The organism is Anabaena sp. UHCC 0204 (assembly GCF_009711975.1).
In the GTDB taxonomy this organism is placed as follows: Bacteria; Cyanobacteriota; Cyanobacteriia; order Cyanobacteriales; family Nostocaceae; genus Dolichospermum.
Window position 1 is genome coordinate 49,429 of record NZ_VIKW01000017.1, and the last position, 16,668, is coordinate 66,096.

The following is a 16,668-nucleotide window of genomic DNA, read 5'->3' on the forward strand; positions in this document are numbered from 1 at the left end:
GATACTCTACTTACTTGATTACCCTTATAATTAGATACAGTAAGCAATTATTAACGCAAAACTACTTGTATCTATGGTAGGTTGACAAAGAAACCCAAATCTGTGCTTTTTACTATAGCATTTGTATATACACATACCCACCAGAAAACGTTGAATTTAAGATTTATAAACTGGCAAAAAGTAGTAAATATTTCTATTACTTTCATTAATGAAAAAATTCCCGGTCATAAATGACCTAAAGTGCAACCATTAGAAAAATTGCAAATTAGTATTTGCATAATAAATAATCCCTAAATAAAACCCCGATCAAATATTTAGAAATAATGACAAGTTATGTCTATAAAAAAAATTTCTGTATCAGATATAGAGTCAACTATTCTCAATTCTCCTTTAACACTTTCTGCTGACACTCCAGTAATTGAAGCCGTGCGGTTAATGAGTCAAGTTCGAGAAACTTGTCATATCACCTTAGCATTGGTACAATCAGATGTTAATTTGTTAAATTATTCAGAACAAGCCAGTTGTATTCTGATAGTTGAAAACGAAAAATTAATTGGTATTTTTACAGAAAGGGATATTGTCAGATGTACAGCATTGGGTTTGAATTTAGACAACACCAGTCTGGCAGAAGTAATGATTAAAAATCCAATAACTATTAAAAAATCACAATTTACTAATATTTTTGTAGCTTTGAATTTGTTTCGTCAATACAAAATTCGCCATTTAACAGTTGTTGATGATCAGAATCATATTATAGGTTTGATCACACCTACAACAGTGCGTCAATTACTGCAAGCGGCTGATTTACTAAAAATACGTACTATTGGTGAAGTCATGACTTCTGAAGTCATCCAAGCACCACCAACAATATCTGTATTAGAATTAGCACAATTAATGGCAAAGTATTCTGTTAGTTGTGTAGTAATTACAGAATCAAATTCCCAAGCTCAACCTATAGGCATTGTCACAGAACGAGATATTGTGCAAATGCAGGCTTTGGAACTAAATATTATCGAAATAGAGGCTCATATTGTGATGAGTGCGCCTTTGTTTTATATGCGTCCTCAGCAGTCATTGTGGGAAGCTCATCAACAGATGCAGCAGCGGCATATCAGACGTTTAGTAGTCGTAGACGAGTCTAATAAACTACTAGGAATTGTCACCCAAACCAGCATACTTTATTCTCTTGATCCAGTGGAGATGTATGAAACTATTAATTTTTTACAGAATAAGGTTTGTCAATTAGAATCAGAAAAAGTCGAGATTCTGCATAAGCAAAATACAGAACTAGAGATCCAAGTTCAGGAAAGGACTACAGAATTAAGACAACAAGTAAATTCAGGTAAACTTCTAGCTACCCTCTCTCAAAAAATTCGGCAATCCCTTGATCTAGAGTTGATTCTACACACTACTGTTTCAGGAATTCAGGAATATCTACAAACAGAACGAGTCATAATTTACCAGTTTGAAACAATATCATCAGGGAAAATTATTGCTGAGTCCCTATTACCAGGAATAAAATCTCTTCTAGATACTAATAGTGAAGATTCATGTTTTGGAGAGCGTTGTTTAGAACCCTATATTAATTACCAAATTCTAAAGATTGATGATATTTATACTTGCAATCTTAACGAAAACTATATTCAGTCTCTAGAACAATTACAAATTCGTGCCAGTCTGATTGTACCGATTGTCCATAATAGTCAGCATTGGGGTTTATTGTGCGCTCATCAATCCTTCCAACCCCGATATTGGGACACATTAGAAATTGAATTATTAGAAAAATTATCTGCCCAAATTGCGATCGCTATTCAACAATCCCAACTTTATCAAGAAACACAAAAAGAACTACTAGAACGTCAGCAAGCAGAAATAAATCTGCAAAAACTCAATGAAGAATTAGAAACCCGTGTAGCTGAACGTACTGCCCAATTACAGCAAATTAATCAGGATTTATTACTAGAAATTCTAGAGCGTAAACACATTGAAAAAAAAATACAAAAACAGTTAACAGCTATTGAATCTACTATTGATGGTATCGCCATTGTTAAAGATGATAAATATCTCTATTTAAACAAAGCCCATACTGAAATGTTTGGATATGATACAGCCACAGAATTAATCGGTAAACCTTGGCAAGAAATCTATACTCCAGAAGAAATAGCCCGTTTTGAATGCGAGGTTTTTCCGATTTTAAGTCAAGCAGGATACTGGCAAGGAGAAGCAACAGCAAAGCGACGTGATGGCAGTCTTTTTAGTGCAGAAATATCACTAACCTTAACTAAAGATAGTGAATTAATTTATGTTTGTCGAGATACTACTGAAAATAAACAAGCAGAAAAAAAACTCCAAAGATTACTTTTGGAATTGTCAGACTTCAAATATGCTTTAGATCAATCTGCGATTGTTGCTATTACAGACTCCGATGGCAAAATTACTTATGCCAATGATAAATTCTGTGAAATTTCCCAATATTCGAGAGCAGAACTCATTGGTAACACCCATAAAATAGTTAGTTCTGGTTATCACTCCCAAGAATTTTTTCAACACCTTTGGGCAACTATTACTAAAGGCGAAGTTTGGCGGGGAGAACTTAAAAATCGGTCTAAAAATGGAACTGAATATTGGGTAGATACAACTATCATTCCTTTCTTAGATATTCATGGACAGCCTTGGCAATATTTAGCTATTCGTAATAATATTACTAATCGCAAACAAACACAATCTGATCTTCAACAAAGTGAACAAAAGTTCCGTGAACTGGCAGAAAATCTGCAACAAGTTTTCTGGATAACTGATCTAGAACAATCTCAAATGCTCTATATAAGTCCTGCTTACGAAGAAATTTGGGGTCGGACTTGTAAAAGTCTTTATGAAAATCCCAAATCTTTTATAGATGCTATATATGCTGATGATAGACAAAAATTTCTGACAGCTATGCAAAATAAAAAACAAGGGTTTGATGTCGAATATCGTATTATTCGACCTGATGGTTCAATGCGTTGGATTCGTGATCAAGCTTTCCCCCTCAAGTATAAAACTGGAGAAGTTTATCGAGTAGTTGGTATTGCTGAAGATATTACAAATAGCAAAGAAACCACAGTTGCCCTTGAGCAAAGTCAAAATTTTCTCCGTCAGGTTATTGATACTAATCCTAATCTTATTTTTGTCAAAGATTGGGAAGGACGATATGTTTTAGTTAATCAAGCTTTAGCAGATATTTATGGAACAACCGTTGAAAATTTTATTGGTAAAACTGACGCAGATTTTAATCCTAATTTAAATGAGGTGGCATACTTCAAATTAATCAATCAGCAAGTAATGACGACATTACAACCTTATACCATACCTGAAAGAATGATCATCAGTGCAACTGGGGAAACTCGCTATTTCCAAATTATCAAATCTCCTTTGATAGCTGCTGACGGTAAAGCCTATCAACTTCTCGGAGTATCAACTGATATTACCGAACGTAAGCGAGCCGAACAGGAAATTCAGAAAGCATTGGAAAAAGAAAAAGAACTCGGTGAACTCAAATCACGTTTTGTATCTATGACTTCCCATGAGTTCCGCACCCCTTTAGCTGTAATTTCTTCTTCAGCCGGAATTTTGAAAGATTTTGGCCACAAACTCGACGAAGCGCGAAAAACAAAACATTTAGATTGCATTCAAACTTATGTCAAACACACAACACAACTATTAGATGATATTTTATTAATTAATAAAGCAGAACATGGTAAATTAGCTTTTGAACCGGCTCTTCTCGATTTAATTCCTTTTTGCCAGCAACTAACTGAAGAAATACAATTGAGCGCCCCAAATCACACTATTCTTTTTTCTAGTAATCCTCCAACTGGTGTAAGTGGGAAGATGGATAAAAAGCTAATCCGGCAAATTTTAATCAATTTGCTTTCTAATGCTATTAAATACTCACCCCAGACTTCTACAATCAACTTCAACTTGAATATTATAGAGTCAAATGTAATTTTCAGTATTCATGATCAAGGTATTGGTATTCCCGAAGCAGACATATCTCAACTGTTTGAATCTTTTCACCGCGCTCAAAATGTCGGTAATATTGCTGGTACAGGCTTAGGGTTATCAATTGTTTCCAAATGTATTGATTTACATCATGGCTCAATCGTTGTCAATAGCGAAGTAGGCAAGGGAACAACCTTTACTGTGAAAATGCCCTTATAACTTTCCTTAATTGGGGAACTAAAGCTTTTAAAGCATTTCCCCGATGACTAATTGATTTTTTTAAATCTGTTGTCATTTGGGCAAAAGTCAATTGTTTTTCTGGTACATAAAAAACTGGATCATAACCAAAACCACCATCCCCAACAGGTGCGAATAAAATTTCACCCTGACAAATACCCTCAGATTGAATGACTATTTCTCCTTGGGGATTTGCAACAGCGATCGCACACATAAACTTAGCCTGGCGATTTTCCTGATCACCTAATTCTCTTAATAACCTAGCAATCCTTTCTGCATCACTATTCCCATAACGAGCAGAATACACTCCTGGCGCACCATTGAGGGCATCTACGGCTAAACCAGAATCATCAGCGATCGCCCAATTCCCTGTAACTTTGGCAATTTCAGAAGCTTTTAAACAAGCATTTTCTGCAAAAGTTTCTCCTGTTTCTTCCACATCCAAATCTTCCGGTTTTAAAGTTAATTCCCAACCAGAATCAGCTAAATAAGCTTGCATTTCCCGTAACTTACCGGGGTTTCCTGTCGCTACTACGAGTATTCTATTCATTATTTATATTATGTACGATGTAAAATTAACTGGTTGACGCAAATAATATTTTTTAACTTGTAGTCCCAATTGTAATTTATTTTATAGTTTTCTGTCAATACAACAAAAATAATTGTACAATTTAGATAGAATTGTTTCAAGATAGCGCAACCATGGAACAACTAATCATTAAGGTCGCTGATAAAGAAAAAGCACAGATGCTATTATCAATTATTTCTGCTTTGGATTTTGTTAACTCTGTAGAAGTAATAGAAGATAAGACCATTATATCTGATGATGAGGAAGATTTTTTCTCTTTAGCAGGACTCTGGGAAAATAGAAATATTTCTACTGAGTCAATTCGTCAAGAAGCATGGATAAGAGAAGTTAAATGATTTTATGTGACACAAATATTCTCATAGAATTCTATAAAAACAATTCTCAAATTATCTCTGAGCTTCGTTTGATTGGACTAAATCAATTAGCGATTAGTACAATTACTCAAGCTGAATTATATTATGGTGCTATTAATAATGTGGAATTGAAGAAAATTAAAAAACATTTGAAATTACTTCATATTTTTCCTGTTGATATTACGGTATCTAATCAATTCATTGAATTAATGGAAACTTATTCACTCAGTCATAAACTCAGTATTCCTGATGCCTTAATTGCCTCAACCGCATTAGTTCATAAAATTGATTTATATACTTTAAATGTTAAAGATTTTCGCTTTATTGTCGGGTTAAATTTACATTAGCAATGGGCAATAAGTAATAGTTTTACCAATTACCCATTAATGCTTAATTTGATTCTGCCCAAGTTTTCGCCCAGGCTAGAGTTTTGTGAACTTCTTCTAGGGTTGCGGCTTCACAATAAAGACGTAAAACTGGTTCAGTTCCGCTAAATCTAATCATTAACCAACTTTGATCAGCCAGACGGAATTTATAACCATCAATTGTTTGACAACCGATGACTTTTTTACCTGCAATTTCTGTCAAAGGTTGGGATTGCAACTGTTGTAATAATCGCCCTCTGACTTCCATATTTGCTAAAGGTAAATCAATGCGATCATAGCTTGATGAAAAACCAGTTTGTTGTTGTAAATAGCGATAATATTCACCTAAATCCAAACCTGATTCCACCACCGCTTCCAATACATACAACGCCGATAATAAAGCATCACGTTCGGGAATATGGCTACCATAACCAATTCCACCGGATTCTTCACCACCTAGCAATACTTGTGTATCTAACATTCGGTCAGCAATATATTTATAACCTACAGGTGTTTCATGGATAGAAAGGTTATGTAGTGCGGCTACACGGGGCATTAAGTCCGAACCGCTGACAGTTTTAACAATTTCGCCCTGAAAGTTGCGCCGCAGGGTGAGATGGTCAATTAAGATGGGAATTAAAATTTGGGAACTGAGGAAATTAGCATCTTGATCTACTGCGGCAATGCGATCGCAATCTCCATCAAATACTAAACCCACTGTTAAACCTGTTTTATTGGTTTCCCGGTGAGTTTTCATGACTGTAAATAGTCGTGAAAGGTACTTTGGTAAAGGTTCAGGCGCACCACCTTCAAATAGAGGATCGCGATCGCTATTAATTTCCTTAACTTGTTCTCCTAATAGTCGTGCTACTCCTCCAGCCGCCGCCCCGTGCATAACATCCACAAATAATGTTAATTGTCCCGAAGCGATCGCTTTCTTAATTTTGTCAATATCAACTTTAGCTGCTAATGCTTGACAATAACTCGGCCAGGGATCAAAGGTATTTTCCTCGCCTGGTATTGCGGCTGGTGCAACTTTCTCTGACAATAAGGCTTCTATCTCTTGTGTAACTTCCTGTGGAACTGAACCACCAAAAGCACTTTTAACTTTTAATCCTAAATATGTACCAGGATTATGGCTGGCTGTCACAACTAGCGCCCCTAAAGCTTGGCGTTCTTTAGCTGCCCAACTAAAAGCCGGAGTTGGCGCAAAACAGTCGCTAAACAAGACATCAAAACCAACTGCGGTGACGGCATTAGCCACAACACGGGCAAACTCTTCCGCCATAAATCGGCGATCGTAACCGACAATAATTGTCCGGCTACCCACTTCAGAAAAGTAAGTATTATGTAAAACTTTGGCTGCTACAGTTGCGACTAAGGCTAGGCGTTCAAAGGTAAACTCCTCACCTATGAGACCCCGCCAGCCATCTGTACCAAACTTGATTGGATTAGTTACAACTGGCATAAAAATATCCTAAATTTCTAATTGAAAATTCTAGCATTTATCATAGGGGATTTGTCAGTTGTCAGTTGTCAGTTGTCAGTTGTCAGTTGTCAGTTGTCAATTGTCAATTGTCAATTGTCAATTGTCAATTGTCAATTCTTGAACTGCCCCCTAGCTTAAAAGTGCGATCGCCATTGGTAAAATTCGATGTTCCTGTACTTGAATTCTCGCGTGTAGTGTTTCTGATGTATCATCTGGTAGCACGGGAACAGCGGCTTGCATTAAAATTTCTCCACTATCAACTTCTAAAGAAACAAAATGCACACTACAACCAGTAATTTTTACTCCAGCAGCTAAAGCCTGTTCTACAGCCCGTACTCCCTTAAAACTCGGTAATAAACTAGGATGGATATTAATCATGCGATTGGGAAAAGCGTCAATTAACACTTGTGTAACTAATCGCATCCATCCCGCCATAATTACGAATTCCACATCATACTGCTTTAATGTTTCGGCAACTTTACCATCAAACTTTTCCCGACTTTTACAGTCACGATGATTTAATAATACAGCTTTTACACCCCATTTTTCAGCCCTAGTTGCTGCCTTCGCCTCCGGATTATTGTAAATTAAAACTTGAATTTGGGCGTTAATTTTCCCATCTGCGATCGCTTGAGCAATCACTTCAAAATTACTCCCATTTCCAGAAGCCATTATTCCCAATTTCACAGGCTTATTTGCGGAAACTTGGTGATGATCAATATCAGGAGAAATGAGACTAGCCGTAGTATTTTTTGGGGAATCATGAATCATAAATAATGATTATTTTAACAAACTTGAACCTACTGGACATTGAACTTCCTGAGCAGCTTTTGTAGGAATTTTGGGAATGGCTGGGGGTTTAGTGGCAGGTTTAACTGTTACACAAATAGCCGTATTTGGCAATATTTCACTGTTGTTTTTTTTGATAAATACAATTCCTGTATAGCTTTTCAAATCAGGCTTTTTAGCAGTAGCTGTTTGCACAACACGCTGATTATTTTTACCTTGAGGAATAATGCGATAACGGTAATTCTCAGTTTCCGACTCAATGCCAATTTTTAGTTCTTGAATAGTGTTGGCAAACTTATTCAACTCTATAAAATAAGCCTGTTGGGCGCGATTCATTGATTTGATAATTATTTCAGCTTCAGCTTCTGGATTATTAGCTGGTTTTTCCATATTCGGATCAATTACTTCAACATTTTCTGGTAATGTTGTATTATCAGAAACCTTTGTAAACAGAGATACATCTGGAGAAAACTGATTAGGTCTAGGTTGTCCAGGATCAGTATCCTTTAGTTGTAGCCGCATTTTACCATCAGTAGTAAAATCAAAAATAGTTAAAACTGGTTTAGGATTATCAGGGAGAATAATATCCAAATACATTGGGTTTGGTGTCGAGTTAATCCGATACTCTAATGGGTAAGCAGCCGATTTTTCAGCAATCCCCATAATCAAAAATAGCTTACCATCAGCAGTGAAGAGAAAATTGATATCTAGACCTAAAGAATCCTTATTTTCCCATCGTCCCAGCAGTTTTTTCAGAATAGCGTCTTCTGAAGAATTAGCTGGTTGGGATACAGTAGGTGTTGGTGCTGTGGTCGGTTGAGCTAGTACATTTGTATGAAATGTCAATGGTAAAGCCACTAATAAGCTGTAAGTTAGGAATTTACTAGCATTTTTGAGTTTGTCAAAGTCAAGAACAAGATACGGCATTTAAGGATATTCCCATGTATTAATAGAATTTTATTTCAATATGGTGCTAATGCTATTTCTCAGTCCTATTAAATAACATAATCATGACAACACCTCGTCCTTCTCAGATGAAACTGCTAGACAATGATACTGCTGCGGCTTGGATTTTTCTCACCCCAGCCCTGATTTTGTTAGGTTTATTTATAATTTGGCCGATTATCTATTTGTTTTACCTTAGTTTCACTGCTGGTAGTTTCACTTCTAGCGGTACTTATTGGGTAGGCATTAAAAATTACAAGCGATTGTTATTCAATGCGGATTTTTGGCAAGTTATTTTTAATACGGTTTATTTCACGATCGCTACCCTCATTCCCAGTTTAGTAATTCCACTAGGGCTAGCTGTATTATTAAATCGTGCCATCCCCATGCGAGGAATTTTACGCAGTGCCTATTTTCTCCCCTCAATTATCTCCCTTGTGGCTGCTGGCTTAGGTTTTCGCTGGTTATTTCAAGATACAGGACCAATCAATGGACTTTTATCTATGTATGGTATTGGTACAATTTCTTGGTTATCAAATACCTTTTGGGCAATGCCAGTAATTATTTTATTTAGTATTTGGAAACAAATCGGCTTTAATATGGTAGTTTTTTTAGCCGGATTACAAGCAATTCCCCTGAGTCGCTATGAAGCTGCGGAATTAGATGGGGCTAATGACTGGCAACAATTTTGGCATATTACCCTACCAGGACTCAGACCAACGGTAATATTTGCGACCATTACTACAGCAATATTTACATTACGTAGTTTTGAACCTGTTTATGTCATGACTGGTGGTGGACCATTAAATTCTACCAATTTGTTGGTTTACTATACATATCAAGAAGCATTTGGGCAATTTGATTTTGGTTATGCCGCAGCAGTAGCAACGGTACTTTTAGGAGTGACATTATTATTAGTCTATTGGCAATTAAGAACATGGGGAAATGATTAATTAGGGATAGGAGTCACCGAGTCAAAAAACTGATTCATGGCGTTGCTGAATTAGGGTATGAAATTCAAAAATCAATTATTTCAAACTCTTACTCTCTGTGACTCTGCGTCTCTGCGTGAAACAAAATCATACTCTTAATCAGCAACACCGATTCATTAAAACTCCCTGCGTAAAAAGATGAGAATAGCAAATGCTAACAACATAAAACTATAAAGTAAACCATAACCAGCATTAGTAAATAATGTGATTGTGTCAGGTAATGCTTGTAAACCATAAACAGCATCATTTTTCAAATCTAATCTAGATAAATCTGGTAATAACAGATATAACCCTTGAGTGATGCGTTCCATACCTGGGTTTTCACTTAAGCGACCTAATGCCACTAAATCTTGAGTAATAGTCCCCATTAAATAGACTGCAAATGTTAAAGCTGTGGCGATAAGGGAACTGGTAAAAACGCCTAGTGTGATGGCTACAGCCGTAATTAAACATAATTGAAAGAATATGAATAGTGCAGCCAGAAAAATACTAGTAACTGGATAGGATACCTGACCAATTTGCAAAAATCCGACATAGATTATTGTCATTGTGGAAATTAAGACAGCGATAACGGCTGATAGTCCTAAGTATTTACTGACAATAAATTCACTGCGGCTGATGGGTTTGGCAATTAATACTAAGATGGTGCGTTTTTCGATTTCTTTGTTAACCAATCCCGTACCGATAAATATAGCCACAATCAAACCAATGACATTCATGGCTGCTAAACCAAAGTCTAAAAAGATTTTATCAGCAGTAGTGGTGGCAAATTCAGGAATTGCGCGGAAAGCAATAGCCAGAAGGATTGCATAAAAACCAATAATGTAGAGGATGCGATCGCGGATCACTTCCTTAAACACATTCTTGGCCATGACAACAGTTCTAATTACATTCATAGTAGTTATTAATGTTTAATTTTCCCTTATTGTTGTGCTGGTGGAGAACCGACGATAAATGTACTTGTGCGATCGCAAGCAACTTTAGCTACTGTGGTTTTATTCTCTGTTTGTTGACTAGGATTAGATGGTTGAATCAGACAAGATTTTCTCCAGTAATATCCTTGAGCATCTGCACTTGGTCCACCCCAAATAGTTAAAATGTCCAGTCTATATCCAGATTTGATATTCACTACACGGGGTTCAACTCGCCATAGTAGTTTTTCTTTAGATTTATTCAGGTTACTTTCAATGGTTCTTCTACCTAAGTTACCTAGTTGTTGATCAGCTTCTAGTAACCATTTTTCGACTTCTGACCAAGGTCTATTGCCAATTTGTTGATTAACTAATGGTTGAATTTTATTTAAAATCAAATCACCATTTTTGGGCTGAGGTGTTGGTGGTTCTAATCTAATCACAAAGGCACTTTTTTCAAAGTTGTCTGCACGTAAACTAGGATATTCTTTCAACCATTTATCTATCACAAAGTAAAACTGAATCCAACAACTAATCAGCATACACCAACCTAACAAAACTACAACTTTTTGACGGTCTTGTAATTTAGGAAGTTTGGCTTTTGCGGATGTTCCTCCTGTTCCTTCAAAAAAGTTAGGTAGGGCGGTGACTATGGCGGCTATTGTCGGCCAAATAACTATGGTATTAGATGTTAATACATTCTCTTGATGGCCAAAGGCAAAAACACTGACTAAAAAGCCAGTGATGATAGCCCCTATGGGCATAAAAGTTCCCGGAAATCTTAAAGGATCATCGGTAGTATACCAAGCTGTTCCTGCTACTAAAAATAGCCAACCACAAAAAGCAATAGTATCTTTTATGTAACCGACGGCAAAATATGATATTCCCCAAGAAAAAAGACTCAAGTAAATAAATGTCTGCCATGAATATGCTTTTGGTGGCGTGAAAAGTTTCTGCACTCCAGCAAATAAACCTTGAATAAATTTAAATATGCCTAATACATCTTTGAATAATGAATCCATTTGATTACCTCTAATTTATGTTGAGATGATTGTTCATGTCTTTCATCTATTTTTACCGAGAGCGAATTAAGATGATCAAGGTTATAGCACTATAACTGAGTGAATTTGCTATTAATGTAGCAGTTATGAGATTAGTATTTTGCAATTTAGCTATATTCATATAGCTTGTTCTTTGTTGTGAGGAAGCGAGTTCTATTTCTTTGGCTTTTCCTGCCTCATCCATGAAAATTATCAGGAGCTTAATCAGGAGAAATTTAACTAAAAAAGTCGCTAGAAAAATAGTAAAGGATAATAGGACTATCATTGTCCCAATGCTAGGATCTTTGAGCTTATTGAAAAATATGTAATTAATCAATTCTGATTTCATAGCAATAGAGAACATTGGCTCAGTTACAAAAAACACAATCCAGCCAATTACACAAGAAAAAACATTCATGGAAATAGCATAAAAAATGCTAGTTTTTTTATCAAACTTTAGGGACTTATTCAGGACGTAAGCTTCTATGGGAATGGCAGTCAGTAAGAATAATATGCCAAAAAATATTGCACCAAGGGGTAAAATTATGGGTAGTGTTAATTCTTCAGACATAGTTATGAAAACAACGAGATTTTGTAATTTATAATTTATGGGAAATTGCTGACTCCTGTAGAGATGTTCTGGAGGAATGTCTCTACTGACTTATTTTTGATTTTTTTTACTTAGTTGTCCAGATTATAACTGAAAGAATACGGATAGTAGGCAATTATCTCATTGTTATGGCATTTATGATCTGGGTATGCCAAGAGATTTTGATTAAGATTATTAATACATCTATCAAACTTTGATACGTAGGAATGAAGATAAAACCCCACACCCTAGACCATAGTTTCGATAAGATAAGGAATTGCCACTTTATAGCTTTTCAAAAGATGACAAGGAACGGCATCGGTATTCGCACAGCGCAAGTGCGTTCTGAGCGGCTTACAGGTCAAATTCACGTATATGATGGCATTGGGAAAGGTAAGTCCCAAGCGGCTTTAGGGGTGGTTTTGCGCTCGATTGGTTTGGGAATAAATACACCGAGTGATTCTAACCGCGTCTTACTATTGCGGTTTTTGAAAGGTCCAGAACGTGATTATGATGAGGATGGTGCGATCGCAGCTTTACAGCGTGGTTTTCCCCATTTAATCGATCAGGTTCGCACAGGAAGAGCGGAGTTTTTTGGCCATGATGAGATTACACTTTTTGATAGAACTGAAGCTGCACGGGGTTGGGATGTAGCTAAGGGGGCGATCGCATCAGGGTTATACTCGGTTGTAGTCCTAGATGAAATTAACCCGGTTTTAGATTTGGGTTTGCTACCTGTGGATGAGGTGGTAAAAACCTTAAAATCTAAACTCCAGGAATTGGAAATTATCGCTACTGGACGCGCTGCACCGCAACAGTTACTAGATATTGCGGATTTGCATTCGGAAATGAAACCCCATCATCATCCAACAGCCGCAGAACTATTAATTGAAGGGATTGAAATTTATACTGGTGCGGGTAAAGGTAAATCTACCAGTGCCTTGGGTAAAGCCCTGCAGGCCATTGGTAGAGGTATTAATCATCCTGGATCTACCCGTGTATTAATTATGCAGTGGTTGAAAGGTGGTAGTGGTTATACTGAGGATGCAGCGATCGCAGCTTTACAACAATCCTATCCTGAAGTAGTAGATCATCAACGTTGTGGACGTGATGCCATTGTTTGGCGTAATTCTCGACAAGACTTAGACTATATAGAAGCGCAGAGAGGTTGGGAAATTGCCAAAACAGCGATCGCCTCTGGTGTGTATAAAACCATCATTCTCGATGAACTCAATCCCACTGTGGATTTAGAATTATTGCCTGTAGATCCTATTGTGCAAGCTTTGCTACGTAAACCCAGAGACACAGAAATCATTATTACTGGTCGCTGTCAAAACCAACCAGCATATTTTGATTTAGCCAGTATTCACTCGGAGGTTTACTGTCATAAACACTACGCAAATCAAGGAGTAGAACTGAAGCGAGGAGTAGATTTTTAACCGTAGGGGCGCAGGGTCTGCGCCCTCCATTGTATTTCCACTGTTAAAAAACGATAGTTCAACACAAGTTCTCTATTTAAATCAGAGAATTTTATCTTATTTGTTTCAAAATGAGCATTGCTGGGTCAACTGGTGTACCATTACGACGGACTTCAAAATGGAGATGGGGACCTGTGGATAAACCTGTAGAACCGACAGCAGCGATCGCTTGTCCTTTTTGTACGGTTTGTCCTTCACTCACATATAGTTCGCTGCTGTGTCCATAGAGGGTGGTGAGTCCCTGGCTGTGACTAATAATGACGGCTTTTCCATAACCACCATACCAACCGGAAAAAATCACTGTTCCTGAATCTGCGGCGCGAATTGGACTACCATGACTGGCGGCGAAATCCAAACCTGCGTGAAAGCGCCGATAGCCGAGAATAGGGTGGACTCGCCAACCAAAAGGGCTGCTAGTGGGTGCGTTGCTGGGAAGTGCAAAGATCCCTGTTCCGGGAATAATCACATTTTTACTAGCTGTTTTGGCTCTGGCTGCTTCTAAGGCTTGTTGTTCGGCAATTTTTTGTTGAATTAAAAGGGTGAGACTTTGAGAGTCTTGTTCTAGTTGATTTTGGGCGGCTTCTAAGGCCAAGCGATCGCTATTTAATCGTTGAACTAATTCTGTTTGTGATTGTGTTTGAGTTTGATAATCTGCTTTTTGAGCTAGTAATTGTTCTCTGATTAAAGCAATTTGATTTTTTTGTCCTTCTACTTCTGTTCTTTGTTTAATTAATAAGTTTGCTTGTTGAGATAGTTTTCCTAAAATTTGCTGATCTGCTTGATAAACTAATTTTAGGTGATAACGACGACTAATAAAATCGCTAATATTTTGACTTTGTAATAAAACCGCCCAACCTTGAGAAGTTGGGGAACGCTGAAGAAACCGCAACCTTGTTACTGTAGCTATTTGGCGATTTTCATAATCCAGTTGAGCGATCGCTAAATCACTTTCTAACTGTTGAAGAATTTGGGTAGCTTGTTGTAATTTGGTTTCACTATCTTGAATATAATTATTAGTAGTTTGGAGATTTTCGTTCAAACCACCAAGATGTTTTTGCGCTTCGTTTTGTAAATTGGTTAAGCGATTTTGTTCTTGAATAACATTTTGACGTTGTTGCTGAACTTGTTGTTGTTGTTGTTTAAGAGTATTAATAGAATTTGCTGATACTGGTAACAATATGACAACAATCCAGAAAATGCAGCCACATATCAGGAATAACCACCACCATCTAATTTTTGAGAAAAATGCCATGCCGTTTTCATTTCCTTAAATTGAGTAGGGGCGAAGCATTCGGGCGACAAATTCTCGGTTTTTCCCAAGTTTATTTTCCGAATGCTTCGCCCTTACACCAAATGCTTCGCCCCTACTGTATATAATTTATTGACAATATCAAAAAAGGGCGTTGCTGATTAACGGTATGAATTTTAGTCTCACGCAAAGGCGCAAAGACGCAAAGGTAAGAGTTTTAAAGGTTCAATTTAGGAATTTCATACCTCAATATGGCTATCGCCACGCAGGCTATCAGCAACGCCCAAAAAAGAAGTCGGGGATCTGATTGATTATCCTAAATTTGTAGATTTCCAACTTGCTAAATCAGCCAAAGAGCGATCGCGGTAACGACCATATTTTTCCGGTTTACTCTTAATTCTCACACCCAAATCTGGGACAATACCAAAATTAGGAGCCATGGGTTGAAAATGCTTAGGTGCAGCGGATCTGATAAACTCAAATAAAGCCCCCATCATCGTTGTGATGGGTAAAATTAGTGGTTCTTTTCCTAATGCTAACCTGGCTGCATTTGTTCCCGCTAACCAACCTCCCGCAGATGCAGCAGTATAACCTTCTGTTCCTATTAATTGTCCCGCAGCCAATAAAGTTGGACGTTCTTTAAATTGCAAACTTGCAGACATTAATTGTGGTGCATTTAAAAAAGTATTGCGGTGCATGACTCCTAATCTGACAAACTCAGCTTTTTCCAAACCAGGTATCATTTGAAAAACTCGTTTTTGTTCACCCCAACGCAAATTAGTTTGAAATCCGACCATATTCCAAAGTTGACCAGCTTTATCTTCTTGTCGCAATTGAATTACCGCATAATTACGTTCTCCATTGCGAGGATCAGATAAACCCACTGGTTTGAGAGGACCATAGCGCATGGTATCTTCCCCTCTGCGTGCCATTTCTTCAATTGGTAAACAAGCTTCAAAAAATTTTGCTGTTTCCTTTTCAAAGTCTTTTAATTCTGTTTGTTCTGCTTGACAAAGTGCTTCTCGAAATTCTAAATACTGCTCTTTATTCATGGGACAATTCAGATAAGCTGCTTCACCTTTGTCATAACGGGAAGCCATAAAAGCAATATCTTTATTAATAGAATCACCCACAATAATTGGACTAGCAGCATCAAAAAAATTGAGATATTCCATCCCCGTAAATCGCTGTAAATCTGCGGCTAAATCGGGACTGGTTAAAGGTCCAGAAGCTAAAACAACGATACCTTCAGGAATTGCGGTAACTTCCCCGCGACGAAAATCAATTAAAGGATGATTTGCTAAAGTTTGGGTTAAATCTTCCCCAAATTGTCCCCTATCTACCGCTAAAGCCCCACCAGCGGGGACTGCGTGTTCATCTGCTTTGGAGATGACAATAGAGCCGAGTTGGCGTAATTCTTCGTGTAATAATCCGGCTGCGCGATCGCTTGCCATTGCCCCAAAGGAGTTACTACATACCAATTCTGCCAAATTTTCGGTATGATGGGCAGGGCTGAACCTTTTGGGGCGCATCTCATGGAGAATTACAGGAACGCCTGCTTGAGCTATTTGCCACGCTGCTTCTGTTCCTGCGAGTCCACCTCCAATTACTTGTATCGGTGCTTGTGTCATAGTGATTTTTTTATTTTTGCTTTGGTTAAA

General features: G+C 37.4%; 14 protein-coding genes. 5 read left to right on the forward strand and 9 right to left on the reverse strand.

Features of this window, described 5'->3' with window-relative positions; translation table 11 throughout:
* Positions 1–333 precede the first annotated feature (333 nt).
* Entirely contained in the window at positions 334–4,200 is a 3,867-nt protein-coding gene (locus FJR04_RS14900; protein ID WP_168496088.1) for a PAS domain S-box protein, read from the forward strand.
* On the opposite strand, the gene rdgB is transcribed toward FJR04_RS14900, so the two are convergent.
* Positions 4,178–4,768, reverse strand: coding sequence for an RdgB/HAM1 family non-canonical purine NTP pyrophosphatase (gene rdgB / locus FJR04_RS14905; RefSeq protein ID WP_168496090.1), 591 nt, complete (start codon positions 4,766–4,768; stop codon positions 4,178–4,180). The two genes, FJR04_RS14900 and rdgB, sit on opposite strands and share 23 nt — an antisense overlap.
* 152 nt (positions 4,769–4,920) lie before the next feature.
* Between rdgB and FJR04_RS14910 the strand changes: the two genes are divergently transcribed.
* Positions 4,921–5,142, forward strand: coding sequence for a hypothetical protein (locus FJR04_RS14910; RefSeq protein ID WP_168496092.1), 222 nt, complete (start codon positions 4,921–4,923; stop codon positions 5,140–5,142).
* The gene (locus FJR04_RS14915; RefSeq protein WP_168496094.1) at positions 5,139–5,507 is read left to right on the forward strand and encodes a type II toxin-antitoxin system VapC family toxin; all 369 of its coding nucleotides are present in this window, start codon (positions 5,139–5,141) and stop codon (positions 5,505–5,507) included. The genes FJR04_RS14910 and FJR04_RS14915 overlap by 4 nt, the downstream gene beginning before the upstream one ends.
* A 43-nt stretch (positions 5,508–5,550) precedes the next feature.
* Here the strand turns inward: FJR04_RS14915 and FJR04_RS14920 are convergent, their stop codons facing one another.
* The 3 genes from FJR04_RS14920 to FJR04_RS14930 all read right to left on the reverse strand — a co-directional run bounded on the left by FJR04_RS14920 (position 5,551) and on the right by FJR04_RS14930 (position 8,730).
* Positions 5,551–6,993, reverse strand: coding sequence for a phosphoglucomutase/phosphomannomutase family protein (locus tag FJR04_RS14920; RefSeq protein WP_168496096.1), 1,443 nt, complete (start codon positions 6,991–6,993; stop codon positions 5,551–5,553).
* 150 nt (positions 6,994–7,143) lie between these two features.
* Positions 7,144–7,785, reverse strand: coding sequence for a phosphoribosylglycinamide formyltransferase (gene purN / locus FJR04_RS14925; RefSeq protein WP_168496098.1), 642 nt, complete (start codon positions 7,783–7,785; stop codon positions 7,144–7,146).
* Between the two features lie 9 nt (positions 7,786–7,794).
* The gene (locus FJR04_RS14930; protein WP_168496100.1) at positions 7,795–8,730 is read right to left on the reverse strand and encodes a type IV pilin-like G/H family protein; all 936 of its coding nucleotides are present in this window, start codon (positions 8,728–8,730) and stop codon (positions 7,795–7,797) included.
* Positions 8,731–8,813: 83 nt separating this feature from the next.
* Between FJR04_RS14930 and FJR04_RS14935 the strand changes: the two genes are divergently transcribed.
* Positions 8,814–9,701, forward strand: coding sequence for a carbohydrate ABC transporter permease (locus FJR04_RS14935; RefSeq protein WP_168496102.1), 888 nt, complete (start codon positions 8,814–8,816; stop codon positions 9,699–9,701).
* A gap of 155 nt (positions 9,702–9,856) precedes the next feature.
* Here the strand turns inward: FJR04_RS14935 and FJR04_RS14940 are convergent, their stop codons facing one another.
* From FJR04_RS14940 to fraC, 3 genes are read right to left on the reverse strand one after another with little or no spacing between them, the layout of a single operon-like run.
* Positions 9,857–10,636, reverse strand: coding sequence for an ABC transporter permease (locus FJR04_RS14940; RefSeq protein ID WP_168496104.1), 780 nt, complete (start codon positions 10,634–10,636; stop codon positions 9,857–9,859).
* Positions 10,637–10,662: 26 nt separating this feature from the next.
* Positions 10,663–11,673: a septal junction protein FraD gene (gene fraD, locus FJR04_RS14945; RefSeq protein WP_168496106.1), complete on the reverse strand. Its 1,011-nt coding sequence runs from the start codon at positions 11,671–11,673 to the stop codon at positions 10,663–10,665.
* A gap of 52 nt (positions 11,674–11,725) precedes the next feature.
* Positions 11,726–12,262, reverse strand: a complete 537-nt coding sequence (gene fraC, locus FJR04_RS14950; protein ID WP_168496108.1) for a filament integrity protein FraC — start codon at positions 12,260–12,262, stop codon at positions 11,726–11,728.
* Positions 12,263–12,582: 320 nt separating this feature from the next.
* Here fraC and FJR04_RS14955 point away from each other — a divergent pair, with 320 nt between their 5' ends.
* Complete coding sequence (locus tag FJR04_RS14955) at positions 12,583–13,719, forward strand: cob(I)yrinic acid a,c-diamide adenosyltransferase (protein ID WP_168496110.1); 1,137 nt, start codon at positions 12,583–12,585, stop codon at positions 13,717–13,719.
* Between the two features lie 91 nt (positions 13,720–13,810).
* Here FJR04_RS14955 and FJR04_RS14960 read toward each other — a convergent pair whose 3' ends face one another.
* A complete protein-coding gene (locus tag FJR04_RS14960; RefSeq protein ID WP_168496112.1) occupies positions 13,811–15,010 on the reverse strand; it encodes a murein hydrolase activator EnvC in 1,200 nt (399 codons plus the stop codon).
* A gap of 308 nt (positions 15,011–15,318) precedes the next feature.
* On the reverse strand, positions 15,319–16,638 hold the full coding sequence (gene trmFO / locus FJR04_RS14965) for an FADH(2)-oxidizing methylenetetrahydrofolate--tRNA-(uracil(54)-C(5))-methyltransferase TrmFO (protein WP_168496114.1): 1,320 nt from the start codon (positions 16,636–16,638) through the stop codon (positions 15,319–15,321).
* Positions 16,639–16,668 lie beyond the last annotated feature (30 nt).